This is a genomic window from Novosphingobium humi, assembly GCF_028607105.1.
GTDB lineage: Bacteria > Pseudomonadota > Alphaproteobacteria > Sphingomonadales > Sphingomonadaceae > Novosphingobium > Novosphingobium humi.
Genome location: NZ_CP117417.1, coordinates 2,640,145 through 2,664,321, shown reverse-complemented (window position 1 = coordinate 2,664,321; position 24,177 = coordinate 2,640,145). Strand labels below are relative to the sequence as shown.

27 protein-coding genes are annotated in these 24,177 nt (G+C 63.6%); 12 read left to right on the top strand and 15 right to left on the bottom strand.

The annotated features are described in order from the left end of the window. Positions 1-70: 70 nt before the first annotated feature. Positions 71-1,615, bottom strand: a complete 1,545-nt coding sequence (locus tag PQ457_RS12545) for a replicative DNA helicase (RefSeq protein ID WP_273617156.1) — start codon at positions 1,613-1,615, stop codon at positions 71-73. A gap of 212 nt (positions 1,616-1,827) precedes the next feature. Between PQ457_RS12545 and PQ457_RS12540 the strand changes: the two genes are divergently transcribed. From PQ457_RS12540 to PQ457_RS12530, 3 genes are read left to right on the top strand one after another with little or no spacing between them, the layout of a single operon-like run. Further along, positions 1,828-2,346, top strand: coding sequence for a UPF0262 family protein (locus PQ457_RS12540; protein WP_273617155.1), 519 nt, complete (start codon positions 1,828-1,830; stop codon positions 2,344-2,346). 51 nt (positions 2,347-2,397) lie between these two features. After that, positions 2,398-3,126 (top strand): glycoside hydrolase family 25 protein, encoded by a 729-nt coding sequence (locus PQ457_RS12535; protein ID WP_273617153.1) that lies wholly within the window; start codon positions 2,398-2,400, stop codon positions 3,124-3,126. Next, positions 3,045-3,575 carry a cytidine deaminase gene (locus PQ457_RS12530; protein WP_420540938.1) on the top strand — a complete coding sequence of 177 codons (531 nt, stop codon included), beginning with the start codon at positions 3,045-3,047 and terminating at the stop codon, positions 3,573-3,575. Before PQ457_RS12535 ends, PQ457_RS12530 begins: the two co-directional genes overlap by 82 nt. On the opposite strand, the gene PQ457_RS12525 is transcribed toward PQ457_RS12530, so the two are convergent. Continuing rightward, entirely contained in the window at positions 3,572-4,006 is a 435-nt protein-coding gene (locus tag PQ457_RS12525; RefSeq protein WP_273617151.1) for a nuclear transport factor 2 family protein, read from the bottom strand. The two genes, PQ457_RS12530 and PQ457_RS12525, sit on opposite strands and share 4 nt — an antisense overlap. 255 nt (positions 4,007-4,261) lie before the next feature. After that, entirely contained in the window at positions 4,262-4,993 is a 732-nt protein-coding gene (locus PQ457_RS12520; protein WP_273617150.1) for a nuclear transport factor 2 family protein, read from the bottom strand. Between the two features lie 153 nt (positions 4,994-5,146). Between PQ457_RS12520 and PQ457_RS12515 the strand changes: the two genes are divergently transcribed. From PQ457_RS12515 to PQ457_RS12485, 7 genes are all read left to right on the top strand, one after another. Beyond that, complete coding sequence (locus PQ457_RS12515; RefSeq protein WP_273617149.1) at positions 5,147-6,160, top strand: zinc-dependent alcohol dehydrogenase family protein; 1,014 nt, start codon at positions 5,147-5,149, stop codon at positions 6,158-6,160. Between the two features lie 10 nt (positions 6,161-6,170). Next, on the top strand, positions 6,171-7,280 hold the full coding sequence (locus tag PQ457_RS12510) for an NAD(P)-dependent alcohol dehydrogenase (protein ID WP_273617148.1): 1,110 nt from the start codon (positions 6,171-6,173) through the stop codon (positions 7,278-7,280). A 252-nt stretch (positions 7,281-7,532) separates the two neighbouring features. Continuing rightward, positions 7,533-8,666, top strand: coding sequence for a cobalamin-independent methionine synthase II family protein (locus PQ457_RS12505; RefSeq protein WP_273617147.1), 1,134 nt, complete (start codon positions 7,533-7,535; stop codon positions 8,664-8,666). A 58-nt stretch (positions 8,667-8,724) separates the two neighbouring features. Beyond that, positions 8,725-9,471, top strand: a complete 747-nt coding sequence (locus PQ457_RS12500) for an IclR family transcriptional regulator (protein WP_273617146.1) — start codon at positions 8,725-8,727, stop codon at positions 9,469-9,471. Between the two features lie 175 nt (positions 9,472-9,646). Next, a complete protein-coding gene (gene rplK, locus PQ457_RS12495) occupies positions 9,647-10,078 on the top strand; it encodes a 50S ribosomal protein L11 (protein WP_168603978.1) in 432 nt (143 codons plus the stop codon). 3 nt (positions 10,079-10,081) lie between these two features. Next, positions 10,082-10,783, top strand: a complete 702-nt coding sequence (gene rplA / locus PQ457_RS12490; RefSeq protein ID WP_168603977.1) for a 50S ribosomal protein L1 — start codon at positions 10,082-10,084, stop codon at positions 10,781-10,783. Between the two features lie 136 nt (positions 10,784-10,919). Then, positions 10,920-11,249 carry a hypothetical protein gene (locus PQ457_RS12485; protein WP_273617145.1) on the top strand — a complete coding sequence of 110 codons (330 nt, stop codon included), beginning with the start codon at positions 10,920-10,922 and terminating at the stop codon, positions 11,247-11,249. Here PQ457_RS12485 and PQ457_RS12480 read toward each other — a convergent pair. From PQ457_RS12480 to rimO, 6 genes are all read right to left on the bottom strand, one after another. Beyond that, positions 11,246-11,995 carry a hypothetical protein gene (locus tag PQ457_RS12480; protein WP_273617144.1) on the bottom strand — a complete coding sequence of 250 codons (750 nt, stop codon included), beginning with the start codon at positions 11,993-11,995 and terminating at the stop codon, positions 11,246-11,248. The two genes, PQ457_RS12485 and PQ457_RS12480, sit on opposite strands and share 4 nt — an antisense overlap. A gap of 2 nt (positions 11,996-11,997) precedes the next feature. Continuing rightward, positions 11,998-13,194, bottom strand: coding sequence for a toxic anion resistance protein (locus PQ457_RS12475; RefSeq protein ID WP_273617143.1), 1,197 nt, complete (start codon positions 13,192-13,194; stop codon positions 11,998-12,000). Positions 13,195-13,261: 67 nt separating this feature from the next. Continuing rightward, positions 13,262-13,822 (bottom strand): YqgE/AlgH family protein, encoded by a 561-nt coding sequence (locus tag PQ457_RS12470; protein WP_273619319.1) that lies wholly within the window; start codon positions 13,820-13,822, stop codon positions 13,262-13,264. Between the two features lie 41 nt (positions 13,823-13,863). Beyond that, positions 13,864-14,397, bottom strand: coding sequence for a hypothetical protein (locus tag PQ457_RS12465; protein ID WP_273617142.1), 534 nt, complete (start codon positions 14,395-14,397; stop codon positions 13,864-13,866). Next, positions 14,397-15,173 (bottom strand): competence/damage-inducible protein A, encoded by a 777-nt coding sequence (locus PQ457_RS12460; RefSeq protein WP_273617141.1) that lies wholly within the window; start codon positions 15,171-15,173, stop codon positions 14,397-14,399. Before PQ457_RS12460 ends, PQ457_RS12465 begins: the two co-directional genes overlap by 1 nt. Positions 15,174-15,430: 257 nt before the next feature. Further along, a complete protein-coding gene (gene rimO / locus PQ457_RS12455; protein ID WP_273617140.1) occupies positions 15,431-16,813 on the bottom strand; it encodes a 30S ribosomal protein S12 methylthiotransferase RimO in 1,383 nt (460 codons plus the stop codon). A 74-nt stretch (positions 16,814-16,887) separates the two neighbouring features. Here rimO and PQ457_RS12450 point away from each other — a divergent pair, with 74 nt between their 5' ends. Continuing rightward, complete coding sequence (locus tag PQ457_RS12450; protein ID WP_273617139.1) at positions 16,888-17,247, top strand: DUF1761 domain-containing protein; 360 nt, start codon at positions 16,888-16,890, stop codon at positions 17,245-17,247. Positions 17,248-17,250: 3 nt separating this feature from the next. Here PQ457_RS12450 and PQ457_RS12445 read toward each other — a convergent pair whose 3' ends face one another. The 4 genes from PQ457_RS12445 to serS all read right to left on the bottom strand — a co-directional run bounded on the left by PQ457_RS12445 (position 17,251) and on the right by serS (position 20,854). Then, on the bottom strand, positions 17,251-18,357 hold the full coding sequence (locus tag PQ457_RS12445) for a M23 family metallopeptidase (RefSeq protein WP_273617138.1): 1,107 nt from the start codon (positions 18,355-18,357) through the stop codon (positions 17,251-17,253). After that, positions 18,354-19,118 (bottom strand): 5'/3'-nucleotidase SurE, encoded by a 765-nt coding sequence (gene surE / locus PQ457_RS12440; protein ID WP_273617137.1) that lies wholly within the window; start codon positions 19,116-19,118, stop codon positions 18,354-18,356. Before surE ends, PQ457_RS12445 begins: the two co-directional genes overlap by 4 nt. A 139-nt stretch (positions 19,119-19,257) precedes the next feature. Continuing rightward, positions 19,258-19,515 (bottom strand): hypothetical protein, encoded by a 258-nt coding sequence (locus PQ457_RS12435; protein WP_273617136.1) that lies wholly within the window; start codon positions 19,513-19,515, stop codon positions 19,258-19,260. A 67-nt stretch (positions 19,516-19,582) separates the two neighbouring features. Further along, positions 19,583-20,854 (bottom strand): serine--tRNA ligase, encoded by a 1,272-nt coding sequence (serS, locus tag PQ457_RS12430; RefSeq protein WP_273617135.1) that lies wholly within the window; start codon positions 20,852-20,854, stop codon positions 19,583-19,585. Positions 20,855-20,998: 144 nt separating this feature from the next. Between serS and PQ457_RS12425 the strand changes: the two genes are divergently transcribed. Next, positions 20,999-21,211, top strand: coding sequence for a hypothetical protein (locus PQ457_RS12425; protein WP_273617134.1), 213 nt, complete (start codon positions 20,999-21,001; stop codon positions 21,209-21,211). Between the two features lie 283 nt (positions 21,212-21,494). Here PQ457_RS12425 and PQ457_RS12420 read toward each other — a convergent pair whose 3' ends face one another. Together PQ457_RS12420 and PQ457_RS12415 are read right to left on the bottom strand one after the other, a co-directional pair. Then, complete coding sequence (locus PQ457_RS12420) at positions 21,495-22,781, bottom strand: dicarboxylate/amino acid:cation symporter (RefSeq protein ID WP_273617133.1); 1,287 nt, start codon at positions 22,779-22,781, stop codon at positions 21,495-21,497. A gap of 80 nt (positions 22,782-22,861) precedes the next feature. Beyond that, entirely contained in the window at positions 22,862-24,064 is a 1,203-nt protein-coding gene (locus tag PQ457_RS12415) for a cytochrome P450 (protein ID WP_273617132.1), read from the bottom strand. Positions 24,065-24,177 lie beyond the last annotated feature (113 nt).

Below are 24,177 nucleotides of genomic sequence, written 5' to 3'. Positions count from 1 at the left end.
AATTCCAGCGAACCTTGGCGCCTAGGCGGCAAAGCGGCCAAAGTCAAGGATTCGTGAGGAGGGGCCTGCCTCACTCCTCCAGATCATAGGAATAATTGGCCAGTTCCTCGGGTGCCAGATCGCTGAACTTGGTGATCTTGGCTTCAAAGCGCATGCGGACCTTGCCGGTGGCGCCGTGACGCTGCTTGGCGATGATCAGCTCGGCCAGACCAAAGACGCGCTCCATTTCCTCCTGCCACTTGGCATGGGCCTCGACCACGGCGGGCGGATCGGTGGGGCCGGGCTCCTTGGGCTCGCGTCCCTTGACGTAATAATCCTCGCGGAACACGAACCAGACCATATCGGCGTCCTGCTCGATCGAGCCGGATTCGCGAAGGTCGGAAAGCTGGGGGCGCTTGTCCTCGCGCTGTTCCACCGCGCGCGAAAGCTGGGACAGGGCGATCACCGGAACATGGAGTTCCTTGGCCAAGGTTTTCAAACCGCGCGAAATTTCCGAGATTTCATTGACGCGATTGTCCGTCGCCCGCCCGCTGCCCTGCAAGAGCTGAAGGTAGTCGACGATGACGAGGCCGATGTCATGGCGCCGCTTCAACCGGCGCGCGCGCGCGCGCAGGCCCGCAATCGTCAGGCCCGGCGTGTCGTCAATATACAAAGGCAACTGGCTCAGCCGCTGGCTGGCAAAGGAGAGCGCCTGGAAATCCTCGCGGCTGATCTTGCCCATACGCAGCGCGCTGGAGGAGATCCCCGACTGTTCGGCAAGGATACGCGTGGCGAGCTGATCCGCGCTCATTTCGAGGCTGAAAAAGGCGGTGGCCGCGCCGATGCTCTTGGCCGGATCAAGGCCCAATTCGCGGTCGGTCAGCAGGCGGTTGGCCGCGTTAAACGCGATATTTGTGGCCAGCGAGGTTTTGCCCATGCCCGGACGACCGGCCAGAATGATAAGGTCGGAATCGTGCAACCCGCCGATCCGCTGGTTGACCGAATCGAGGCCCGTGGTCTTGCCCGCGACATGCCCGCCGCTGTTGAAGGCTTTTTCGATGCCCGAAATGGCCACGCGCGTGGCCTCGCCAAAGCTCTTGGCCTCATTCGCGCTGCCCGCGCCGTCGGCGACCTTGTAAAGCGCGGCCTCGGCGGCCTCGATCTGTTCGAGCGGTTCGACCGATTCGCTGGTGTCCATCGCACCCTGAACCAGATCGCGCCCCACCCGCACCAGTTCGCGCAGCAGCGCCAGATCGTAAATCTGTTCGGCCAGCACGCGCGGCGCGATCAGCCCCTGACCATCGGCCGTCAGCCGCGCCAGATAGGCCGTCCCGCCCAGCGCCTTGAGCGCCTCGTCGCTCTCGAAATAGGGCTTGAGCGTGACCGGCGTGACCACCGCCTTGCGATCCAGCAATTGCAGGATGCGCTCAAAGATGCGGCCATGGACAGGCTCGAAGAAATGCGTGGGCGACAAGGGCTTGGCCAGTTCCTCGACCACGCGGTTGTCAATCAGGATGGCGCCCAGAAAGGCGGCCTCGGCCTCGATATTGGCGGGCAGGGCCTGCGCGCGCGCGCCGGAATCATTGGCGGGCGAAAACGGCAGAGCCGGGGCGAGATGGGAGTCAGATTGTGCCATGGATGGGCCCTCATGCGCCCAGCGATGCGGCGGCGCAATGGGGTGTGTTGTAAACGACCCTGTGGATAATGGGGATTGGGGCGGGGCGTTAAGGCGAAATCGGGGTGCGGGTTCGTCACCGGGCCATGTCCGAGGCCCGTGGGATGGATAATGCCATAGTTCCTTGCACCCCCTTGCCTGCGCCCCTCGCATTTGCGAAACGAGGAGGTCTTATGCTGTCCAACCTGCCTTCCGTTGCGCCCTCTGCGCGCATTTCCAGCATCGATCTGGATGAAACGACGATTCTGCGTCGCAATGACGATATCGAGCAGGAACGGCGCGTGGCGGTGTTCGATCTGATTGAGGACAATGTTTTCAAACCCTTGCGTATCTGGGATGCGGGCTATCACGGACCTTATGCGGTGCGTCTGGCCGTGCATGACGGGCGCCTCTCGATGGAGATCAGCGACGGGCGCGAAGGCCATGAGGGCGAATTGCTCGAAACGATCATGCTGGGGCTGGGCCGGTTCCGCCGCTCGATTCGCGAATATTTCGCCATTTGCGAGAGCTATTATCAGGCCATCCGCAAAGCTTCGGCCAAGGAAATCGAGACGATCGACATGGCCCGGCGCGGGGTCCACAACCATGCCGCCGAACTTCTGCTCGAAAGGCTGGAGGGCAAGGTGGAAACCGACTTCCCCACGGCGCGCCGGTTGTTTACGCTGATTTGCGTACTGCATATCAAGGCCTGATGACGATTCGCGTTTCATGCGGATGGGCCATTACAAAGAACGTTGAATAACATGGCAAAAACCAAAACCCGTCCGCGCGGCAAAGGCCGTGGCGGGCGTCCGTCGCTTCTCTGGCGTCTGCTGGCGGTGCTGGCGCTGCTGGCCATTGTGGGCGGGGTCTGGGCGTGGTGGAGCATGCGCCACTGGCAGCCGGACCGCACGACATTCCCGACGCAGGGCGCGCTGGTGGGCAGCGCGGATGGGGCGGTGGATTTCGTTGCCCTCAAGGCCATCGGCGCCGATTTCGTCTATATCGAGGCCTCGGCCAGCGCCTTTGCGCGCGATCCGGCCGTGGTGAAAAATCTGGACGCGGCGCGCGCTGCGGGTCTGCCATGGGGCGCGCTGCACAAATATGATCCGTGCCAACCCGCCGACAAACAGGCCGCCAATTTCGTCACCGTGGTCCCGCGCGATAAAAAGATGCTGCCCCCTGCGGTCGAACTGGAGCAACTGGCCGATCATTGCCCGGTGCCGGTCTCGGACGCCGCCGTGGTCAGCGAGCTGATGACCTTCCTCAACCAGATCGAGACGCATACGGGCAAACCGGCCGTGCTCAAACTGGGGCGTGAATTTGAAAAGACCTATCCCATTGCCGCCACGCTCGACCGGGCGCTTTGGCTCAGTTCGGACCGGGTGCAGCCCGATTACGGCGGACGGCCATGGGCGCTGTGGACCGCCAATTCGGGTCTCCAGACCTCGGCCGCCGAGCAGCCCTTGCGCTGGGTTGTAGTGCAGAAGTAAACAGGACCATGAATCATAACCGTGATGCCCTGATCGCCGCCGCTCGTTCGGCCTCCGCCCGCGCCTATGCGCCCTATTCGGCCTTTCATGTCGGCGCCGCGCTCGGCTTTGCCGATGGCAGCGTAGTGACGGGCGCCAATGTCGAGAATGCCTCTTATGGGCTGGCGCTCTGCGCGGAAACGGTGGCGGTGTCGCGGGCGATGGCCGATGGCGTGCGCGGCGGGCTGGTGGCCGTGGCGGTGATCGGCGGATCGCCCGGCGAGGATGGCGTGGCCCAGCCCGGACCGGGGCCGGTCACGCCCTGCGGACGCTGCCGTCAAGTGCTGAACGAACTGGCGCAACTGGGCGGCACCGACCCGGTGGTGTGGAGCGCCTCGGCCGATGGCGTGGCGGAAATGAAGCTGTCGGAATTGCTGCCCCTGGCCTTTGGTCCGGCCAATCTGCTTTAGGCCTGACGGAAATCCAGACTGCCGCGCCGCTCGGCAAATTTCCATTCGCCTGAAATCAGCATCAGACGGTCCTGATAGCTGCCCACCAAAGGCGGCTTGGCCGATTGCAGCGGCAGCCCCGCGCCATCGGCTTCGCCGGTGAACAGCAGGATCTGGCTGAACGCCTCCGCGCTTTGCCCGTCATCGGCGACATCGACCACGATATTGGCCACGATATGCCGACTGGCGCGCGGCGGGCGGGCCTGAAACGCGGCCAGAATAGCCTCGCGCCCGGTCGTGAAACTGTCGGGCGCGGTGGGGCGGTTCATGCGCCCGTCCTGCGTGTAAAGCGCGGCGAGGTCTTCCCATTGGCCTGCGTCATTGAGGTGGACGTAGCGCGTGATCAGGCGGGCGATGGCGTGTTCGGCAAGGAGGCGGTCGAGGTCGGTCATGGTGGGTGCTTTAGCAGGATTTGCCTCCGGCGGGCAAAGGGCGGGGGCCCTTTGCAATCCCGTTAATGGGGTGGTGCCAGAGGGGGAGGGGGATTGGGATTAAAGCCTGCGGGGCGGGGAGCACAGCTTTGGTCGCGCCGCAGGCTTTAATAATTCTCACATCGCGTCCGACACCTAACGCCGAACCCAATACGCAACGCAGACAGTAATGGGAGCGCGAGGGACGAGTCCCTCGCACCTAACCCCTTAAACTCTTTAATCCTTGAACCCTTCCCGCGCCCGCGAATTGTCCAGCACGATAGGCGCGCCGGTCACGGGGTGGGGATAGTGGAAAGGCACCGTATCGGTGGCGGGCCACAGACGGGGCAGAGGATCGACCAGCGCATCGGGGCCAAGCGGGTCTTCGGGGAAGAGCGTCTTGGTCATCGGGATATAGTCGATGGGGGTCTTGGCCCAGCCATCGGCAAAGGTGCCATGCCAGAAGGGATAGTAGCGCAGCGCCTTGATTTTCCAGACCAGTTCGCCCGCATCATTGGCCTCGCGGACATATTCGTTTTCATACAGGCCGCCTTCCCACCATGCGCGCTGGTTGCCTTCGGCGCTTTCGTGCAGGCCCGCCTGCATCATCGAGCGGCCGCGCACATGGGCGGTCTTGCGGTCGGGCGCCACGTCGATCACCATCTGCAGCTGGGGATGGTCGAGCAGCCAGCCATAGCGCGGGCCATTGTGGCCTTGGGTGAAATTGGTCTGGAACCGCTCGATATAGAGGCGGCGGACACCGGCCTTGCCCTTGTAGATCCCGCCAAGGAACCACACTTCGCCTTCATCGGAAAACAGGTCTACCACTTCATTATATTGTGATTTATCAATAAAGAAGCCATAGGTGTACTGGATACGGCGGATCTGGTGGATATCCTGCTGGATGGCCAGATCATGCTCGACGCGCTCAAGGCGCGCGGCCAGATCTGCAAGGGTTGCTTCAGCCATGGTACTCTCCCGGAGAAACGAGTCTTGGGACTCTGTGAATCTTAGTCGTCCATGTGATAACTTCATGGTTGCGAATATCAAAGCAAGAAATATGTATTACATACAAATTGCGCCCCGCCCAAGCGGGGGCAGCAGGCACCGGAGGAGGATGCTATGAAGGCATGGGTTCTGCGCAAAGGGGCGACCGGCCTCGATGATCTGCATCTGGTCGAGCGCGACGTGCCGCGCCCCGGCTGGGGCGAGGTGCTGATCCGGGTGCGGGCCTGTTCGCTCAATTTCCGGGATCAGGCGATTGTGCGCGGCGTCTATATCGGCGGCCCGGTGGCCGAGGATATCGTGCCCTTTTCCGATGGCGCGGGCGAGATCGTCGGGCTGGGCGATGGGGTGCATGATTTGGCGCTGGGCGACCGGGTGGCGGGGATCTTTTTCCAGCACTGGCTCGAAGGGCCGCCCAATCCCGGTGTCGGTCCCGCGCTGGGGGCGGGCGGGGCCGACGGGATGCTGGCCGAATATGTCGTGCTGCCCGCGCAGGGCGTGATCCGCATCGCCCGCACGCTCAGCTTTGAGGAGGCGGCCTGCCTGCCCTGCGCCGGGGTGACGGCGTGGAACGCGCTGATGGGCGGCCCATCGCCGGTCAAGGCGGGCGACAATGTTCTGGTGCTGGGCACCGGGGGCGTGTCGCTGATGGCGCTGCAGATCGCCAAGGCCGCAGGCGCGCGCGTGGTGGCCACCAGCGGCAGCGCGGGCAAGCAGGAGCGCGTGGCCGCGCTGGGCGCCGATGCCACCGTCAATTACCGCGACAATCCGCAATGGGGCATCGAGGCGGCCACCCACACCAATGGCGGCTTTGAACATGTGGTCGAGGTGGGCGGGGCGGGCACGCTGGCCCAATCCATCGCGGCGGTGGGCTTTGGCGGCGAGATCGCGTTGATCGGCGTGTTGACGCGCGAGGGCGACACCAGCCCCCACGGGCTGATGCTCAAAGGCGCCAGCATGCGCGGGATTTTCGTCGGCTCGAAGGCAATGGCGCTGGACTTGAATGCTTTTATTGATAGCAATCGCATCAGGCCGGTGGTCGATCGGGTATATCCGATGGCCCAGGTCAAGGACGCCTTCGCCTATCAATCGTCGCCCGATCTGTTCGGCAAGGTCGTCATCGCGCTTTAAGGGAGACACTATGCCTGAAATCACCGCTGCCGTTTGCCGTCAACCCCATGGCGCCATGACGCTGGAGACCTTGCGCCTTGATGATCCGCGCGATGACGAAGTGCTGGTGCGCGTCGTCGGATCGGGCATTTGCCACACTGACCTTGCCGTGCGCGACCAGCAGTTGCCCACGCCCATGCCGGTCGTGCTGGGCCATGAAGGGGCAGGGATCGTCGAGGCGGTGGGCGCGGATGTGACTCATGTGAAGCCGGGCGACCGGGTGTTGATGAGCTTCAACTCCTGCGGCACATGCCCGTGCTGTCACGATCACGCGCCGACCTATTGCTACAATTTCTTTCCGCACAATTTCGCCGGGGCGCGGGCTGACGGCAGCTTTACCCTGCATGCGGGCGAAGAACCGGTGCATGGCAATTTCTTTGGCCAAAGCAGCTTTGCCACCTATGCGCTGGCCACGGCGCGCAATGTGGTGCGCGTGCCCGACAGTGCGGGCGCGGTGCCTTTGGAGCGCCTTGCGCCGCTGGGCTGCGGGATGATGACCGGGGCAGGCGCGGTGCTGCGCAGCATGAAGGTGCAGGCGGGCATGCCGATTGCCATCTTTGGCGCAGGCGCGGTAGGCCTTGCCGCGGTGATGGCGGCGAAAATTGCCGGGGCTGATCCGATCATCGCGGTGGACCTGCACGAAAACCGCCGCGCGCTGGCGCTGGAACTGGGGGCGACCCATGCGCTGGACGGGCGCGATGATCCCTTTGGCAAGATCGCGGCGCTTTGCCCGCAGGGGCTGGCCTATGCCTTTGACAACACCGGTATCGCCAGCATCATCGAAAGCGCCTTCAACCTGCTTGCCCCGCGCGGCGTGCTGGGCATCGTCGGGGCCAGCGATCCCACCGCCATGCTGGCGTTCAACGAAGCGGCCTTCATGGGCGGCGGGCGCACGGTCAAGGGCATCCTTGGCGGCGACAGCGACCTGTTCGGCTTCCTGCCCGAGCTGATCGAGCATCATCTGGCTGGGCGGTTTCCCTATGATCGGCTGATCGGAGTCTTTCCGTTTGCACAGATCAATGAGGCGATTGAGGCCGGGGAAAGCGGGGCAGTGGTCAAGCCCGTGGTGGTGATGGGGTAGGGTTTTCAAGAGAAGAGATGATGCGAGGGACTCGTCCCTCGCGCTCCCGTTACTGTCTGCGTTGCACCACGGGTTCGGCGTTCGGTGTAGGACGCAGGCTTTTATCACCATTCCCCTACGAACCCTCACGCCACCCCAAAATCGGGATTGTTAAGGGCCCCCGCCCTTAACCCGCCGTAGGCACACTTCCTTCTTCACCCATCCGATAATTTCATATAGGAGAACGGCAAAGCCCGTCACAGGAGAGGATGCATGCCCCATATCGCCACCACCCATGTCGGCTCGATGCCGCGTGGGCAAGAGCTGACGCCGCTGCTGATCGCGCGCGATCATGGCGATCCCTATGATGCGGCGGAATTTGACGCCAAGGTGTCGGCGGCGGTGAAGGAGGCGGTGCGCCATCAGGTCGAATGCGGGGTCGATATCGTCTCGGACGGCGAGATCGGCAAGATCGGCTATTCGACCTATATGATCGAGCGTCTGAGCGGGTTTGGCGGCCATGTGGACCGCAAATCCGCGCTCGATCTGGCCGAGCATCCCGCGCTGGTGAAGAAGCTGTCGGCGATGATGGGCAGCCAGGATTTCGTGCGGGCGAGCTGCGTGGGGCCGATCAGGCTGGTCAATCTGCAACCGCTCCATGATGATATCCGCCGGTTCAAGGCGGCGCTGGCCGAGCATGGGCGCGAGGGCACGCAGGCCTTCATGAATGCCGCCTCGCCGGGCCTGATCACCGCGTTTCAGGTCAACAAATATTACCCCAGCCATGAGGCTTACCTTGCCGATCTGGCCGAGGCGATGCGGACCGAATATGAAACCATCGTGGATGAGGGGTTCTATCTCCAGCTTGACTGCCCCGATCTGGCGATGAGCCGCCACACCGGCTATCAGGATCTGAGCGAGGCGGAATTCCTGAAGGTGGCCGAGGAAAATGTGGCCGCCTTGAACGCTGCCACCGCCAATATTCCGCCTGAGCGGATGCGGATGCACATCTGCTGGGGCAATTATGAAGGCCCGCATGACCATGACATTCCGCTCGAACGCGTGGTCGATATCATCCTCAAGGCCCGCCCCGCCACGATCCTGTTCGAGGCGGCCAATCCGCGCCACGAGCATGAGTGGAAAGTCTGGGCCGACGCCAAGATCCCCGATCACAAGATCCTTGCGCCGGGCCTGATCGACACGTGCTCGAACTATGTCGAACATCCCGAACTGATCGCCCAGCGGATCGAGCGTTTTGCCGGGATCGTGGGCGCCGATCGCGTGGTGGCCAGCACCGACTGCGGCTTTGGCACCTTTGCCGGCTATGGCAAGATCGACCCCGATGTGACGTGGAAAAAGCTGCGGAGCCTGCGCGAGGGCGCCGATATTGCCGGGGCGCGGCTCTGATCAGGGCTTTTACGCATCGGGGCTTTCCCAGGGGGCCAAGGCGGCTATAGGAGGGGGCATGGCTGACGCTGGAACTTCCACCTCGCATGTCAAATCGGCGATGCGCACGCTCGACATCATCGAATATGTCGTGGCGCGCGGCGGCCCCGCCGTGGCGCAGGAAATCGCAGGCGCGCTGGCGATTCCGGTCTCCAGCCTGTCCTATCTCCTCGCCACGCTGGTTGAGCGCGGCTATCTCGAAAGGGCCGGGCGCAATTATCTGCCGGGGCCGGGGTTGCAGCGTTTGCAGGCCCGCAGTGAGCCGACGCTGGAGGATCGCGTGGCGCCGCTGGTGCGCGCGCTGCGGGTGCAGTTGAACGAGACGGCCTCTTTCTTTGTCCGCGATGGCTGGCAGTTGCAGACGCTGGTGACCGAAAGCAGCGAACATGCGCTGCGCTATGCGATTGCGGTGGGCGCGCGGGCGCCATTGCATGGGCTGGCGGCGGGCAAGGCGATTCTTGCCGCGATGCCCGATGAGGAGGTCGAGCGTTATCTGCGCGAAAGCCGCCGCGAGAGCTTTACCGAGGCCACGCTGGTGAGCGCAGCCGAGCTGCGCCGCGAGATCGCACGGACCCGCGCGCGCGGCTATGCCCGCACCACCAGCGAATATTCGGTGGGCATCGAGGGGCTGGCCTGCGCGGCCATGGCGGGTGGCGAGGTGATCGGGGCCTTTGCCGTGGCCGTGCCCTCCGTGCGCTTTGATCCGGGCATGGAGCAGCGCGTGGCCGGGCTGCTGATGCGCACGGCGGGGCTTTTTGAAGGCTGATGCGCAGCCCCGCTTGCAATTACCCGACAAAGCTGTATGGGCGACCGCTTGCCGAATGAGGCGGGTTTGCCCGATTCTTTTGGTATTTCCGCGCGGGAGGGGCCTTCGGGCGCCGTTTGACCGCTTGATCTGAAGGGTCGGCCCGCCGGCTCGTACAGGATGAAAGGAGGCCATCGTGGCCAAGAAAATTGACGGTTACATCAAGCTGCAGATCGCAGCCGGCCAAGCCAAGCCCAGCCCGCCGATCGGCCCGGCTCTGGGTCAGCGCGGCGTCAACATCATGGGTTTCTGTAAGGAATTCAACGCGGCCACCCAGGGCGTCGAGCCCGGCACCCCGCTGCCCACCGTGATCACGGTCTATTCGGACAAGTCGTTCTCGTTCGTGACCAAGACCCCGCCCGCCACCTTCTTCATCAAGAAGGCGCTGGGCCTGAAGTCGGGTTCGAAGGCTCCGGGCAAGGATTCGGCCGGCAAGATCACCCACGCTCAGCTCGCTGAAATCGCTCAGGCCAAGATGAAGGACCTGAACGCCAACGATCTGGACGCGGCTGTCAAGATCATCGCCGGTTCGGCCCGCGCCATGGGCATTCAGGTTGTGGAGGGCTAAGACATGGCCAAGCTGACCAAGAAGCAGAAGTCGCTCGCCGAGAAGCTGGGCGACAACCAGAATCTGCACGGCATCAACGATGCCATCGCGCTGCTGCGCGAACTCAAGAGCGCCAAGTATGACGAAACGCTCGAAATCTCGATGAACCTTGGCGTTGACCCCCGCCACGCCGACCAGATGGTCCGCGGCATGGTCACGCTGCCCTCGGGCACCGGCAAGGACGTCAAGGTTGCGGTTTTCGCCCGTGGCGACAAGGCTGAAGCGGCTCTGGCCGCCGGCGCTGATCGCGTTGGCGCCGAAGACCTGCTCGAAGACATGCAGGCTGGCAATCTCGACTACGGTCGCGTCATCGCCACGCCCGACATGATGGGCATCGTGGGCCGTCTGGGCAAGCTGCTGGGCCCCAAGGGCCTGATGCCGAACCCCAAGCTGGGCACGGTTACGCCCAACGTTGCCGAAGCGGTCAAGGCTGCCAAGGGCGGCCAGATCGAATTCCGCGTCGAAAAGGCCGGTATCATCCACGGCGGCATCGGCAAGCTCTCGTTCTCGGACGAAGCGCTGCGCGCCAACTTTGACGCTTTCGTTGACGCGATCGTCAAGGCCAAGCCCGCCGGCGCCAAGGGCAAGTATGTCCGCAAGATCGGCCTGTCGACCTCGCAGGGTCCGGGCATCAAGGTGGATCTGGCCGAAGTTCACGGTGGTTAATTCCATCGTCGGCTGATCCGCTTCATCTTCGGATGGACGGAATCAAGGGTCGGGAAAGGGCAACCTTTTCCGGCCCTTTTCCTTTGCGGTCGAGAATTTGCTGGACGCCCTTTGTGCGGTGCAGCATAGAAGGTCCATGCTGCATATCACTGATTATGGCCGCCTGATGGACTGGATCGTGGATACATTCGCGCCCCAGCATGCCGACAAGATTGTCCATACCTATGTCGGTCTGGCGATCTGGCTGGGGGCTGGGGTGGTGATGTGGCGGCCTCTGGCCTCGCGCGGGCCGCTGATCGCGGTGATCGTGGCCGAGAGCCTCAACGAGCTTTACGATGTGCTGTTCCGCACGCTCTGGTCGTGGCAGGATACCAAGGGCGATATGTTCGCCACCTGGTTCTGGCCTGTCGTGCTGTTTGCGGCGCTGCGCTGGTTGCCCTGGCTGACGGGGCGCGTGAAGGATTAACCTTCCGGGGTCTCGCCATATTTGTAATCGATAAACCGGCTTTGGATCGCCAGCGCGTCCAGCTTGCCCTCGGCCAATTGCCGCGTCACGCTGTCCAGCTCGCCGCTCAGCCGGGTCAGGCTTTCGCTCAATTGCTGATCCGGGCTGCTGCCCGCATGGGCCTGTCCGCGCAGCGAAGGCGGAACGGCGGTATAGGCATTGACCAGCGAAGGCAGATGTTCGCCCACCAATTGCCGAACCTGTCCGACGGCGGGTGCGCTTTCATCCACCCGGTCGAGTTGCAGCGCCAGCCCGTCCAATTGCCCGCCGATCCGCCCGATCAAATCGAGCGCCGGGGCAGGCAGGGCGGGGCGCTGGGCCTCCAGCCACACTTGCGTCTGTCCGACCAACTGGCGCGCAGGCGCCGCGCGCAGCGCCTCAAGGCTGGGCACCGGCACCGCCCGGTCGCGCATCAGCATCCAGATCACGCCCACCAGCACCGCCGCCACCGCGCCATAGGACAGCCAGCCCAGCAGATGCACAATGCCGGAGAGCAGCCCGATCACCAGATTGACCAGCATGATCGCCACCACCACGCCCAAAGCCAGTGCGGCGGCCTTGCGCTTCTGTCCGCTGCGGCGCAGAGCGGCCGAACGCTGGCCGATGGGCCGCCCCGTCACACGCCGCCCGCCCGCCCGCTGATCGTTCAAAGAGGCGCGTGCGGCGGCCAGAATGGCGTCGCTGTTATGGGCGGAATTGTCTGCCATGCCTATCCTTCAAGGCTGAGCAGCGAGGGACCGTCATGGGCCACCTGCGCCGAGGACTGGCCCTGCGCGCGGGCGATATAGCCCTTGGACTTTTCGACCTCGGCCGACAGCGTGTTGACCGTCTGCTTCATCGAATCGAGCGCCTTGATCTTGAACGTGTCGATCGTGTCCATCGTGTCATAGATGTTCTGGAACGCGCGCTGCAGCGTCTCGACGGGGATCGTGCTGGCGGCGGCCTGCTGGTGGATTTGCCCGGTTTGTTCCTTGAGCAGCGTGCTGGTCGAATCGATGATATTGGCGGTGGTTTCATTGAGCGCCGTGATCTGTTGCAGCACAAGGCGCTGGTTGGTCATCGCCTGCGCCACGGTCACGGCCGTGCGCAGCGCCGCCACCGTGGTCGTGCTGGCGCGGTCCACGCCTTTGACCAGTTCGACATTGTTCTTCTTGACCAGATCGAGCGCCAGATAACCCTGCACCGTCACGGCCATTTGCGTGAGCAGATCCTGCGTGCGCTGGCGGGTGTAGAACAGCGCGCTTTCCCGCAAAGCCTTGGCCTTGGCCGGATCGGTGGCGTCCAGATCGGCGGCCTTCTCCTCGATCTTTTCGTCCAGCTTTTTGGAGATATGGATCATCTGCTCCAGATTGCCCATCGCCTCCCACAGTTTGGCGCGCTCGACATCGATGGCCGCATTGTCCATCAACAGCTCGTCCTTGCCGCTGGCCAGCTTATCGAGGATCGCCTTGATATGGCCCTGGCTCGACACATAGCCGTCGAAATATTTCTGCATCGAATTGCCGAAGGGGATGAGGCCGAAAAGCTTCTTGCCCGGCGACAATTTGCCCGCCTTGGCCGGATCGAGCGCCTCGACCGTGCGGCGCAATTCGATCAGATTGGCGCCTACGCCCTGATCCTTGTCCATCGCGCGCACGGGGCGGTCGAGGAAACGGTTCGACATGCCCGCCGCCGCTGCGATTTCCTTGCGGCCCATGCTCGTCAACTGGTCGATGCGTTTGCCGAATTCGGGCGAATTGGTGTCCTGCGCGATCAGGTCGGCGATGAAACCATCGACCTTTTCATCCAGCTTGCTCTTCTGCTCGGCGCCCAGCGGGACCAGCCCTGCGGCCTGCGCGGGGGCGACCACCGGCACCGGATCGGGCGGGGTCAGGGTAATCGCGGGGGCTTCAACCGTGCTCGCCATAGTATCCTCGTTTTCAATACCGGTGTGTATTATAGGCGCAAGACAGTGAGCCGCAAGATCAAAAACCCTATGCCCGCCCGGTAACATTGGTCAGATGGGCCGGGTCGATCCCCTCGGCGCGCCATGCCGCGCTCCACCGCGCTTCAAACGGGTGCTCGAACAGGATCGCGCCGCGCCCTTCGGCGGCATACCAGCCGTGCTGGCGCATTTCGGCGTCCAATTGCGCCTCGCCCCATCCGGCATAGCCCAGCGCCACCAGCCAGCGCGCCGGTCCGCGCCCCTCGGCAATCGCGGCCAGAATGTCGCGGCTGCCCGTCAGGCTCCATTGGTCGCACACCAGCAGCGTGCCTTCGCCCTTCCAGTCGGGGCTGTGCAGGACAAAGCCGCGCTGCGGTTCGACCGGGCCGCCATGATGCACTTCGCAATCGGGGGCCAATCCGGTGGGAATGTTCAGATCGTCGAGGAGATTGTGCAGCGTGACGCCTTCGAGCACCTGACCCACGCCGATGCCCAGCGCGCCGTCCTTGTCATGCATGCACAGCGCCAGCACCGCTTCTTCAAAGCGCGGATCGGGCATACCCGGCATGGCCAGCAGCAGGCGTCCGGCAAGGGATTGCGCTTCAATCATCATCTAAAGGTAGGGCGGAAAGGGCAATTCTGCAAGCTGCGCTATTTACGCAATACCGCAGGCGTATAGCATTCCACCACCAGCGCCAGCGGCGAACCATCGGGCAGGCGCAGCAGCGCGCGATGCGAAAGCACCGTATCGCGCGGGCATCCCGGTGCCGCGCCGCGCACCGCCCCCAGCCTCTCGCGGGTAAAGCCCAGCGGGGCCGCGACCTTGCCAAAGGGCGTGTCGGTGGTATCCAGCGTCTGGTTCATCGCCGGGGTCAGCCTTTGGCGCGCGTACCAATTATGCGCCTCGGACAGAACCTTGCCGCCGCAGGACAGGCGGACATGGCGATAGGCCGGTTCCTGATCCTCGGCCAGTTTGAGCGTCTCGTCCAGATCGGGCGGGGGCATGGTGTCCAGACCCTTGACCTGCGCGGCGGTGATCGTGGCCGGATCGGCCAGATGGCGCGCGCCGCACCATTGGCCCAAGGCGGCCGTCGCGCTGTCCTGCGCGGCCAGCGTGGCCTCAAAGGCCGAAAGCGCCCCGCCATGGGCCAATAACAGCGGGTAGATCAAGCCAAGGGGCAGCATCAGATCCCGCCCAGCACCGGATCGCGCCCCATCGCCTCCAACGCGGCCGAAAGCGCGGTGACACAGGCCGCCAGTTGTTCGGCATCGGTCGAGCGGATCACGAAATTCGAGCCCGTGCGCCCCTCGCGGAAAAAGGGATAGGAGCCGATCGAGACGCCCTCATGGTCCTTTTCGGTCTGGGCCAGCAGTTGCGCCACCTCGCTCTCGCCCACCCAGCAGCCGACCGTTTCGGCCAGCACCGGCAAGCCGCCCTCGAGCGATCCGGTCAGCGCATCGAGCATGCCCGCCGTGATCATCGGCACGCCCGCCATGATATAGATATTGCCCCAATGGATGCCCGGCGCGCCGGAATAGCGGTTGGGGATCAGCCCCGCCCCCTCGGGCACGCGGGCCATGCGCAGCCGCATCTCGGTCAATTCGCTGCCGCGCGAGGCATAGTAATCGGACAGGATCTGGCGCGCTTCGGGATGGACCACGACCGGCACGCCCAGCGCCTGCGCGATGGCGTCCACGGTGATGTCATCATGCGTCGGGCCGATGCCGCCGGTGGTGAAGAGATAATCGTTGCGCAAGCGCAGGGTATTGACCGCCTCGACAATCGCGTCCGTATCATCGGCCACCACCCGCACCTCGCGCAGGCGAATGCCCTGAACCCCCAGCCAGCTCGCGATCTGGGCGATATTCTTGTCCTGCGTGCGGCCGGAAAGGATTTCGTCGCCAATCACCACCAGCGCAGCGGTGAAGATGCGGGGCGAGGGAGAAGCTGATTCAACCATATCGATAGGGGTAAGCAGAGTGGCGCGGCGCGGCAAGGCGGGAAAAGGGGCAAAACTGTGCAAATCTTGCCGAATCCAAGCAAAGCGGCGGTTTGGCGCGGCGGATTGCGGGCAAAAAAAACCCGGCCGGAGCCGGGCTTTGGAAGTTTTGGGAGAGGATGCCTAAAAGGCCTGTTCCTTAAGCCTGACAACGCTGACTATTGCAATTGCGAAAACTGCGTACATGGTTGCAGGAAATGCAATTAAATGGTTGCCTTCTATGCAATCACCCCAAAAAGGTCATGTGCATCAGCATCTTCGATTCTGACATCAACGATATCGCCCGATTTCAGATCCTGCGGCACATTACGCAAAAGCACCTGTCCGTCGATCTCGGGCGCGTCGGCCTGGCTGCGGCCGGTGGCGCCGATGTCGCCATCCTCGTCCGGTTCGCCCACTTCGTCGATGATGACGCGAATCACGCGGCCCACCTTGGCCTGAAGCCGCGCGGCGCTGATCGCCTCGGTCTTTTCCATGAGGCGGGCATAGCGTTCTTCCTTGACCGCCTCGGGCACGGCGCCGGGCAGGTCATTGGCGCTCGCGCCCTCGACCGGCTCAAACCGGAAGGCGCCCACGCGGTCCAATTGCGCCTCGTCCAGCCAATCGAGCAGATATTGGAAATCCTCCTCCGTCTCGCCGGGGAAGCCGACCACGAAGGAGGAGCGAATCGCCAGATCGGGGCAGATTTCGCGCCATTTCTTGATGCGTTCCAGAACGCGCGCCTCATTGGCCGGGCGCTTCATCGCGCGAAGGACGTTGGGCGCGGCATGCTGGAACGGGATGTCGAGATAGGGCGTGATCAGCCCCTGCGCCATCAGCGGGATGACATCATCGACATGCGGATAGGGATAGACATAATGCAGACGCACCCACGGGGCTTCACCCTCTGGTGTGCGCAATTGGCCCAGTTCGCGAGCCAGATCGGTCATATGGGCGCGGACCTCGCGGTCCTTCCACGTGCGGCTCTCGTGGCGAATATCCACCCCATAGGCCGAAGTGTCCTGCGAGATGACCAGCAGCTCCTTCGTCCCCGAAGCCACCAGTTTTTCGGCCTCGCGCAGCACCGCGTCGATGCGGCGGCTGGCCAGTTTGCCGCGCAGTTGCGGGATGATGCAGAAGGCGCAGGAATGGTTGCAACCTTCTGAAATCTTGAGATAGGAATAGTGGCGCGGGGTCAGCTTGACCTCGCCGTCGGCCCCCGCCGGGATCAGATCGACGAAAGGCCCGCGCGTGGGCGGGGCGGCCTCATGGACGGCGTCCACCACCTGCTCATACTGATGCGCGCCGGTCACGGCCAGCACATCGGGGAAGCGGGCGCGGATCACCTCGGCCTCGTTGCCCATGCAGCCGGTGACGATCACGCGGCCGTTTTCGGCAATCGCCTCACCGATCGCGGCCAAAGATTCCTCTTTGGCCGAATCGAGAAAGCCGCAGGTGTTGACCAGCACCACGTCGGCCCCGACATAATCGGGCGCAAACGCATAGCCATCGGCGCGCAGGCGGGTGAGGATCCGCTCGCTGTCGACCAGAGCCTTGGGGCAGCCGAGGCTGACCATGCCAACCTTGGGGGATTCGGGAATTTTTGTCAGCTTGTCACTCATGGCCTGCGCCCCTACGCTAAAATGGCGAATAAGACCAGTTGCGGCGCAAGGGCGCCGAAGGAAGGAAAATACGCATGGGTCCGGTAAACTGGGTGGCGATTGGCGTGGCGGCGATCGTGGCGGGCCTGCTGGCGTTTCCGTGGTATGGGCTGATGCGCGCGGCGCGGACGCCTTCGCCGGCGCGCCTGCTGGCGATGGTGTTTCCGGCATGGATGATCGGGCATAATTTCGCGCGTGTGGGGGCCGAAACGCTGGCGGCGAAACCTTGGCTTTACTGGATGATGTCGGGCGGCTTTGCGTTGTTCATCGCCATTCCGGCGGGCGCCGCACTCTATGGCCGCCATCGCATCGCCGCGCGCGAGGCCGCGGCCGATGCGGGCTATCTCTTTGTCGCCTTCATGGCGATGGGCACTGTGTTCTGGGCGATGCGCTGAGGCCTAGCGCGCAGGTTTTTTCGGGGCGGGCGATGAGCTTTCGGGTTTGCCCGGCAGTTTGCCCGCGCCCTTTTTGCCTTCGCTCGCCTTGCGCTCCACCGGGGGCTTAGGCAGGGCGGGGGCCTCATCCTTTTTCTTCTCCGCCTTGGTCGTATCGCGGCGCGGCAGAAGGGGCAGCGGATTGACCGGATCGTCATCGTGACGGATCTCGAAATGCAATTCATCGCGTGTGGCCCGGCCCGAATGGCCCACCAGCCCCACCCGCTCATGCGCCTTCACGCTGTCGCCGCGCTTGACCGTCAGTTTCGAGAGGAAACCATAGGCGGTCTGCCATCCCTTGCCATGGTCGATCACCACCAGATTGCCGAAACTGTCGGGTTCGCGCCCGGCAAAGATCACCTCGCCCGGCGCGCTGGTGCGCACGGTTTCGCCTTCGGGCGCGACCAGATCGAGGCCGTTGTGGAAATCGCCGCCGCCCGCATCGCGCGTCTTGGCCACGAAACCGCGCCGCACCCGCCCTTCCATCGGCCAGAGGAAGCGCGGCTTGGCGTTGGATCTGGCCTCGTCCTTATCCGTGCCGGACCTTTCGGCGGCGGGCCGGTCTGCGGATGCGGCCTTGTCGGGCGCCTTTTCCGCCCCGGCCGTTTTGGCCGGATTGTCCGGTTTCAGCACGGTGGGGATCAGCAGCTTCTGCCCTTCATGCAGCCGGGCATTCGGCTCGAGCCCATTGGCCACCGCGATGGAGGAATAGGACACGCCATAGCGATAGGCGATGTCAAAGCCCGTCTCACCCGCTTTGACCACATGATGGCGTGTGCGCGGCAGAAACAGCTTTTGCCCGGCATGGACGGGATAATGCGGCGCCTTGAGGTGGTTGGCCTCGATGATCAGGATCTTGGGCACCTTGGCGCGATGCGCGATGCCGCCCAGCGTTTCGCCCGGCACCACGACATGCTCGCTTTCCTCCTCCAGAGGCAGCGGCGTGGGCAGATCGCCCTCGGTCCCGGCGCGCGGGCGCCCCTTGGCCGTTTCGGCCCAGGCGCCCGGCGCGCCGACCATCAGCGAGCCTGCCGCCACCAGGGCGGCCATGCGCCAACGGGCTTGGCTCATTGGGCAAACCGCCCGGCGAGAGCCGCCAGCGAGGCGTCATGCGTCAGATCAAGCTGGAGCGGCGTGACCGAGATGAACCCGTCGGCAATCGCCTCAAGGTCGGTTTTGTGGCCCAGCGTATGTTCGATCCCGTGCAGGCCGAACCAGTAATAGGGATAGCCGCGCGGGTCCGTGCTTTCGACCACCGATCCGCGCGCGTAATCGTGAAAGCCCTGACGCACGACGCGGATGCCCTGCACCGCATCGGCGCGCAGGGGGGGGAAGTTGACATTGACCAGCGTGCGCGGGGCAAAGGGCGTGTCGATCAGCGGGCGCAGCACTTTCTCGCCCCATTGCTCTGCCGCATCGAAGGAAACATCGTCGCCCACGCCTTCCTTGGAATAGACCTGCGAGAGCGCGATGGAGCGGATGCCCGCCAGCGTGCCCTCCATCGCGGCCGACACGGTGCCCGAATAGGTCACGTCATCGCCCAGATTGGCCCCGCGATTGACGCCCGACAGGATGAGATCCGGCGCATCGGGCATGACCTTGCGCAGCGCCAGCGTCACCGAATCGGTGGGCGTGCCCGTGACGGAAAAGCGCCGCTCGCCATGGCGGCGCAGGCGCACCGGGCGGGTCAGCGTCAGGCTGTGGCCCGCGCCTGACTGCTCCTCGGAGGGCGCCACGATCCAGATGTCGTCAGAAAGGGTGCGCGCGATCACTTCCAGAACCTTGAGGCCGGGCGCGTGGATCCCGTCATCATTGGTCAGAAGGATGCGCATGCCTTGGCCCTTTCATTAGGAAATCAACCATGGGGCCTTACATCCAAGCGCGCCGCCCCGCAACGAATGCGCGGGGCGAAAGGGCGGATTTCTTGGCGGAAATGCAGGGTTGATTCCCAAAAAGGGCCAATGGCGCGGGTCAGAGGTGCTTCTTGGCCGATTTCGCCGCATCATCAACGGCATCGTCGGCCTTGTCCGCGGCCTTGTCGATGGTCCGGCCGATCTGGTCTGCGGTCCTGTCGATGGCGTTGCTCTTGGCCGTTTCGTTGGCGTCATACCGGTTGAACAGGACCAGCCCGCCCACCAGCGCCGCCAGCAGCAGAATGGCCAGCAGGATGGTGCCGGTGCTGCTACTTTCGACCACGATGATCCGGGGTTCGTTCCGCTGTTCTGTCATGGCGCGCGCTCCTTTGCTGCCGATGCCTGATGGAAGAGGCACCGGCGGCAAAGGTTCCATGGCGGGTTTACAGCGCGGAGATGCGGTCCAGCCCGCCCATATAGGGGCGCAGCGCCTCGGGGATGGTGACGCTGCCGTCCTCGTTCTGATAGTTTTCGAGGATCGCCACCAGCGTGCGCCCCACGGCAAGGCCCGAACCGTTGAGTGTGTGAACGAATTTCGTGCCCTTTTCCCCGGCGGGGCGATAGCGCGCATTCATGCGGCGCGCCTGAAAATCGCCGCAGTTCGAGCAGGAGCTGATCTCGCGATACTTGCCCTGACCCGGCAGCCAGACTTCGAGGTCATAGGTCTTGCGCGCGGAAAAGCCCATGTCGCCGCTGCACAGCAGCATCCGGCGATAGGGCAGACCAAGGCTTTGCAGGATATGTTCGGCAGCCCCCGTCATGCGTTCGTGTTCATCATTGCTCTGTTCGGGCGTGGTGATGGAGACGAGTTCGCATTTGTCGAACTGGTGCTGGCGGATCAATCCGCGCGTGTCCTTGCCCGCCGCGCCCGCTTCGCTGCGGAAGCAGAGGGTCAGCGCGGTGAAGCGCAGGGGCAGGTCGCCATCAAGGATCTGTTCGCGCACGAGGTTGGTCAGCGACACCTCGGCGGTGGGGATCAGCCAGCGGCCGTCGGTGGTGGCAAACAGGTCCTCGGCAAACTTGGGCAATTGCGCCGTGCCGTAAAGCGCATCGTCGCGCACCAGCACGGGCGGCACGACTTCCTGATAGCCGAAGATCTCGGTGTGGGTGTCGAGCATGAATTGCCCGATGGCGCGGTTCAGACGGGCAATCGGCCCGCGCAGATAGGCAAAGCGCGCGCCCGAAACCACCTGCGCGCTTTCGAAATCGAGACCGAGCGGCGCGCCGATGTCGAAATGTTCGCGCACATTGGCGATTTCGACCGGTTCGCCCCAGCGGGCCACTTCGGCATTGTCATTCTCGTCCGCGCCCTGCGGCACTTCCTCGACGGGCAGGTTGGGGATGGTGGCCAGCATATCGGCCAGCGCCTTGTCGGCGGCGCGCTTGGCTTCTTCGCGCGCGGGCAGGTCGAGTTTGATCGCCTCCACCTCGGCCTTGAGCGCGGCCGCGCCCTCCTTGTCACCCTTGCCCATCAGCGCGCCGATTTGCTTGGACGCCGCGTTGCGCGTGGCCAGCATCGTGTCCACCGAAGTCTGGGCCGATCGCGCCTGCGCGTCCGCCTCAAGAATGGTGGCCGAAAGCGGCTCCAGCCCCCGGCGCGCAAGGCCGGCGTCAAAAGCTGCGGGGTTTTCGCGGATGAATCGAATGTCGTGCATAGGCTAAGGCGGGTATGGGGTGGGCCGGTTTTGGTCAAGTCCCTATGGGATTGCCGCCCTCGGCCCGGGCCATTCAACCTGATGCACCGGGCGGGCGGGGGAGGAACCATGCCATCGCCCCCGCCGCATCAGTCATGCTCAGTCGTGAGGGCGCTGACAGAAAGAGCGCAGCCGGTTTTCATCGGCTTCATTCTGAACATCGACGCGGATCTTGCCAAGGAAATTGCGGATTTCCACTTCGCCCAGATTATTGCCGTCACCGATCCACTTCTCGATGTCGTTAATCTGCGTGCGGTCAATGGTGAAAGACTTGAAAGGGATTGGCATTCCCATGGCGATTTCCTCGATGTTTTATGAAAATGGTTAAGTCACGGGCATCGTTTGGCCAAGTCTTGTATAGGTGATTCTGGTTACTAACGGATTAAGTGGTGGTACTTATAGTTGGTGGGTAAGAGGTGCCTCCGGCGGGCAAAGGGCGGGGGCCCTTTGCAATCCCTCTATGGGGTAGCGCTTCGGTTCGCGGGATGTGGATTTGGCGATGGTTTCTAAAGCCTGCGGCGCGGCGAGCTGCGCTGCATAGCGCCACCCCATAATGGGATCGCCAAGGGACGAGTCCCTTGGCCCGCCGCAGGCAACCCCTTTACCCCTTCAGTGCCGCATCCAGCGCTGCCTTGTCCAGCTTCCCCTCCCACCGCGCGACGACGATGGTGGCCACCGCATTGCCGACGAAATTGGTCAGGCTGCGGCATTCGGACATGAAGCGGTCGACACCGAGAATCAGCGCCATGCCCGCCACCGGCACGGATGGCACGATGGAAAGCGTGGCCGCCAGCGTGATGAACCCCGCGCCCGTCACCCCCGCCGCGCCCTTGGACGACAGCATGGCCACGCCCAACAAGAGCGCCTGCTGCCCCAGCGTCAGGTCAACATTACACGCCTGCGCAATAAACAAAGCGGCCAGCGTCATGTAAATATTGGTCCCGTCGAGATTGAACGAATAGCCCGTGGGCACGACCAGCCCCACCACCGCCTTGGGGCAACCGGCCCGCTCCATCTTTTCGATCAGCGCGGGCAGGGCGCTTTCGGACGAGGACGTGCCCAGCACCAGCAGCAGTTCGGATTTGAGATAAGCCAGCAGGCGGAAGATCGAAAAGCCCGCAAAGCGACCCACTATCCCCAGCACCACGATGACAAAGAGCAGCGAGGTGAAATAGAAAGTCGCCACCAGCGCGGCCAGATGGGCCAGACTGTGCACGCCATATTTGCCGATGGTAAAGGCCATCGCGCCAAAGGCCCCCAGCGGCGCGGCCTTCATCACGATGGACACCAGCCGGAAAAACACCGTCGAAACGTCCTCCAGCACGCAAAGCACCCGTTCGCCCACATCGCCCACCGAGGCCAGCGACACCCCAAACAGGATCGCCACCACCAGCACCTGAAGGATATTGCCCTCGGTCAGCGCCGAGACATAGGTTTCGGGCACCATCGCGTTGATAAAGCCCATGACCGAACTTTCATGCGCCTTGGCGGCGTAATCGGCCACCTTGCTGGCGTCGAGGCTGGCCGGATCGATGTTCAGCCCCGCGCCGGGCCGGACCGTATTGGCCACGATCAGGCCCACGATCAACGCCAGCGTGGAAAAGGTGAAGAAATAGGCAAAAGCCTTGGCCGCCACGCGCCCCACCGAGGAGAGGTCGCGCATGCCCGCAATGCCCGTCACGATGGTGAGGAAAATCACCGGGGCGATCACCATCTTGACCAGCTTGATGAAAATATCGCCCAGCGGCTTCATCGCTTCGCCCGCATCGGGCGCGAAATGGCCCAGCGCCACGCCCGCGGCAATCGCCATCAACACTTGCGCGTAAAGATGGCCGTACCAGCGCTTGGTCGCAGGCTCGCCCAGAGTGGAAACATCAGGAATATGCATGAGGGCCTTTCGCGCATCGGTTTGCCCCCATGATAGCGGCTGAACCCATGCGCGAAAGGGGGATGGCTACGCCTTATCGCTTATCCGCGCCGCAGCAGGAGTTTGCCGGGGCTGCGGAAATTGGACGAGGGCACCCAGTCGAGCTGCTCATCCACCCGGCTGAATTCGGGCCAGGCGGTCAGGAATTCCTCAAACAGGATCTGGACCGCCACCCGCGCCAGCATCGAGCCGAGGCAGGCATGGACCCCGCCGCCAAAGCCCAGATGACGCTTGGGCCGCCTTGTGATGTCATAGGTGTCGGGATCGGCAAACACCGCGCTGTCGCGGTTGGCCGAACCATAGGCCAGCATGATGAAATCGCCCGCCTTGATGGTCTGGCCATGCAGTTCGATGTCCTGCGTGGCGCAGCGCTTGAACCGCTGGGCCGAGGTGTTGAAGCGCAGGCTCTCCTCAATCGCATCGGGCAGCAGCGAGAGATCGGCGCAGATCGCCCGCCGTGCCTCGGCAAAATCGGCCATGTTGAGCGCGAACATTCCCATAAAGCCCGAGAGCGATTCAATCCCCGCCATGATCAGCGTGGTGACGGTAAGCTGCACTTCCTTGTCGAGCAGCTTTTCCCCGTCGATTTCGGCGGTGATGAAGTTGGAGAGCAGATCATCGCCCGGATTGGCTTTGCGTTCCTGCACGATGCGCTCGGCATAATCGGCCATCCATTGGAAAGCGGCCAGATGGGCCGGGCTTTTCTGCCGCGTGACCGGATCGGTCTGGACCATCAGCACCGCATTGTCGCGCACCTCATCGGCATTTTCGGGGGGCAGGGCAAAGAGATAGAAGATGAGATCAAGCGTGACCGCGCCGCCCAGCTCGCCCACGAAATCGAACACATCCTTGCCCTCGATGGCCGCCAGATGCCGCCGCACCGAGGCGCGCGCCGGTTCGATCACATGGTCCAAGGCCCGCTTGGTCATTGCGCTTTGCACCAGCGCGCGCAGGCGGTCATGGCGCGGCGGATCGCTGCTGCCCAGCGTTGCCCCGGCGCGGCCGGGAAATTCGTTGATGAGATTGCCCTTGGCCGAGGAATAGAGCCGCCAGTTCTGGAGGGCGTTCAGAATATCCTCATGGCGCGAGAGCACCCACATGCCTGCTTCCTCGCTCCAGAAACAGGGATGTTCCTCGCGCAGGACTTTATAGGCGGGATAGGGATCGGCATCATTTTCGGGCGAATAGGGATCGAAACGGAACGGACGATCCCTCGTGATTTGATCCAGCGTCAGCTCGCTCATCTTGCATATCCTCTCATGGTTTCTATGCCGCCATGATTGCCATGCGCGCAGGCCCGGCGTGAGGGCCGCCCCGCGCAAGCTCTTGCACTTTTCGATCAATCGGCGCAGGCTCT

Excerpts from the sequence above, each read along its gene's own strand:
- PQ457_RS12545 (WP_273617156.1), bottom strand. The coding sequence starts at position 1,615 with ATGGCACAATCTGACTCCCATCTCGCCCCGGCTCTGCCGTTTTCGCCC.
- PQ457_RS12540 (WP_273617155.1), top strand. The coding sequence starts at position 1,828 with ATGCTGTCCAACCTGCCTTCCGTTGCGCCCTCTGCGCGCATTTCCAGC.
- PQ457_RS12535 (WP_273617153.1), top strand. The coding sequence starts at position 2,398 with ATGGCAAAAACCAAAACCCGTCCGCGCGGCAAAGGCCGTGGCGGGCGT.
- PQ457_RS12530 (WP_420540938.1), top strand. The coding sequence starts at position 3,045 with ATGGGCGCTGTGGACCGCCAATTCGGGTCTCCAGACCTCGGCCGCCGA.
- PQ457_RS12525 (WP_273617151.1), bottom strand. The coding sequence starts at position 4,006 with ATGACCGACCTCGACCGCCTCCTTGCCGAACACGCCATCGCCCGCCTG.
- PQ457_RS12520 (WP_273617150.1), bottom strand. The coding sequence starts at position 4,993 with ATGGCTGAAGCAACCCTTGCAGATCTGGCCGCGCGCCTTGAGCGCGTC.
- PQ457_RS12515 (WP_273617149.1), top strand. The coding sequence starts at position 5,147 with ATGAAGGCATGGGTTCTGCGCAAAGGGGCGACCGGCCTCGATGATCTG.
- PQ457_RS12510 (WP_273617148.1), top strand. The coding sequence starts at position 6,171 with ATGCCTGAAATCACCGCTGCCGTTTGCCGTCAACCCCATGGCGCCATG.
- PQ457_RS12505 (WP_273617147.1), top strand. The coding sequence starts at position 7,533 with ATGCCCCATATCGCCACCACCCATGTCGGCTCGATGCCGCGTGGGCAA.
- PQ457_RS12500 (WP_273617146.1), top strand. The coding sequence starts at position 8,725 with ATGGCTGACGCTGGAACTTCCACCTCGCATGTCAAATCGGCGATGCGC.
- rplA (WP_168603977.1), top strand. The coding sequence starts at position 10,082 with ATGGCCAAGCTGACCAAGAAGCAGAAGTCGCTCGCCGAGAAGCTGGGC.
- PQ457_RS12485 (WP_273617145.1), top strand. The coding sequence starts at position 10,920 with ATGCTGCATATCACTGATTATGGCCGCCTGATGGACTGGATCGTGGAT.
- PQ457_RS12480 (WP_273617144.1), bottom strand. The coding sequence starts at position 11,995 with ATGGCAGACAATTCCGCCCATAACAGCGACGCCATTCTGGCCGCCGCA.
- PQ457_RS12475 (WP_273617143.1), bottom strand. The coding sequence starts at position 13,194 with ATGGCGAGCACGGTTGAAGCCCCCGCGATTACCCTGACCCCGCCCGAT.
- PQ457_RS12470 (WP_273619319.1), bottom strand. The coding sequence starts at position 13,822 with ATGATTGAAGCGCAATCCCTTGCCGGACGCCTGCTGCTGGCCATGCCG.
- PQ457_RS12465 (WP_273617142.1), bottom strand. The coding sequence starts at position 14,397 with ATGCTGCCCCTTGGCTTGATCTACCCGCTGTTATTGGCCCATGGCGGG.
- PQ457_RS12460 (WP_273617141.1), bottom strand. The coding sequence starts at position 15,173 with ATGGTTGAATCAGCTTCTCCCTCGCCCCGCATCTTCACCGCTGCGCTG.
- rimO (WP_273617140.1), bottom strand. The coding sequence starts at position 16,813 with ATGAGTGACAAGCTGACAAAAATTCCCGAATCCCCCAAGGTTGGCATG.
- PQ457_RS12450 (WP_273617139.1), top strand. The coding sequence starts at position 16,888 with ATGGGTCCGGTAAACTGGGTGGCGATTGGCGTGGCGGCGATCGTGGCG.
- PQ457_RS12445 (WP_273617138.1), bottom strand. The coding sequence starts at position 18,357 with ATGAGCCAAGCCCGTTGGCGCATGGCCGCCCTGGTGGCGGCAGGCTCG.
- surE (WP_273617137.1), bottom strand. The coding sequence starts at position 19,118 with ATGCGCATCCTTCTGACCAATGATGACGGGATCCACGCGCCCGGCCTC.
- PQ457_RS12435 (WP_273617136.1), bottom strand. The coding sequence starts at position 19,515 with ATGACAGAACAGCGGAACGAACCCCGGATCATCGTGGTCGAAAGTAGC.
- serS (WP_273617135.1), bottom strand. The coding sequence starts at position 20,854 with ATGCACGACATTCGATTCATCCGCGAAAACCCCGCAGCTTTTGACGCC.
- PQ457_RS12420 (WP_273617133.1), bottom strand. The coding sequence starts at position 22,781 with ATGCATATTCCTGATGTTTCCACTCTGGGCGAGCCTGCGACCAAGCGC.
- PQ457_RS12415 (WP_273617132.1), bottom strand. The coding sequence starts at position 24,064 with ATGAGCGAGCTGACGCTGGATCAAATCACGAGGGATCGTCCGTTCCGT.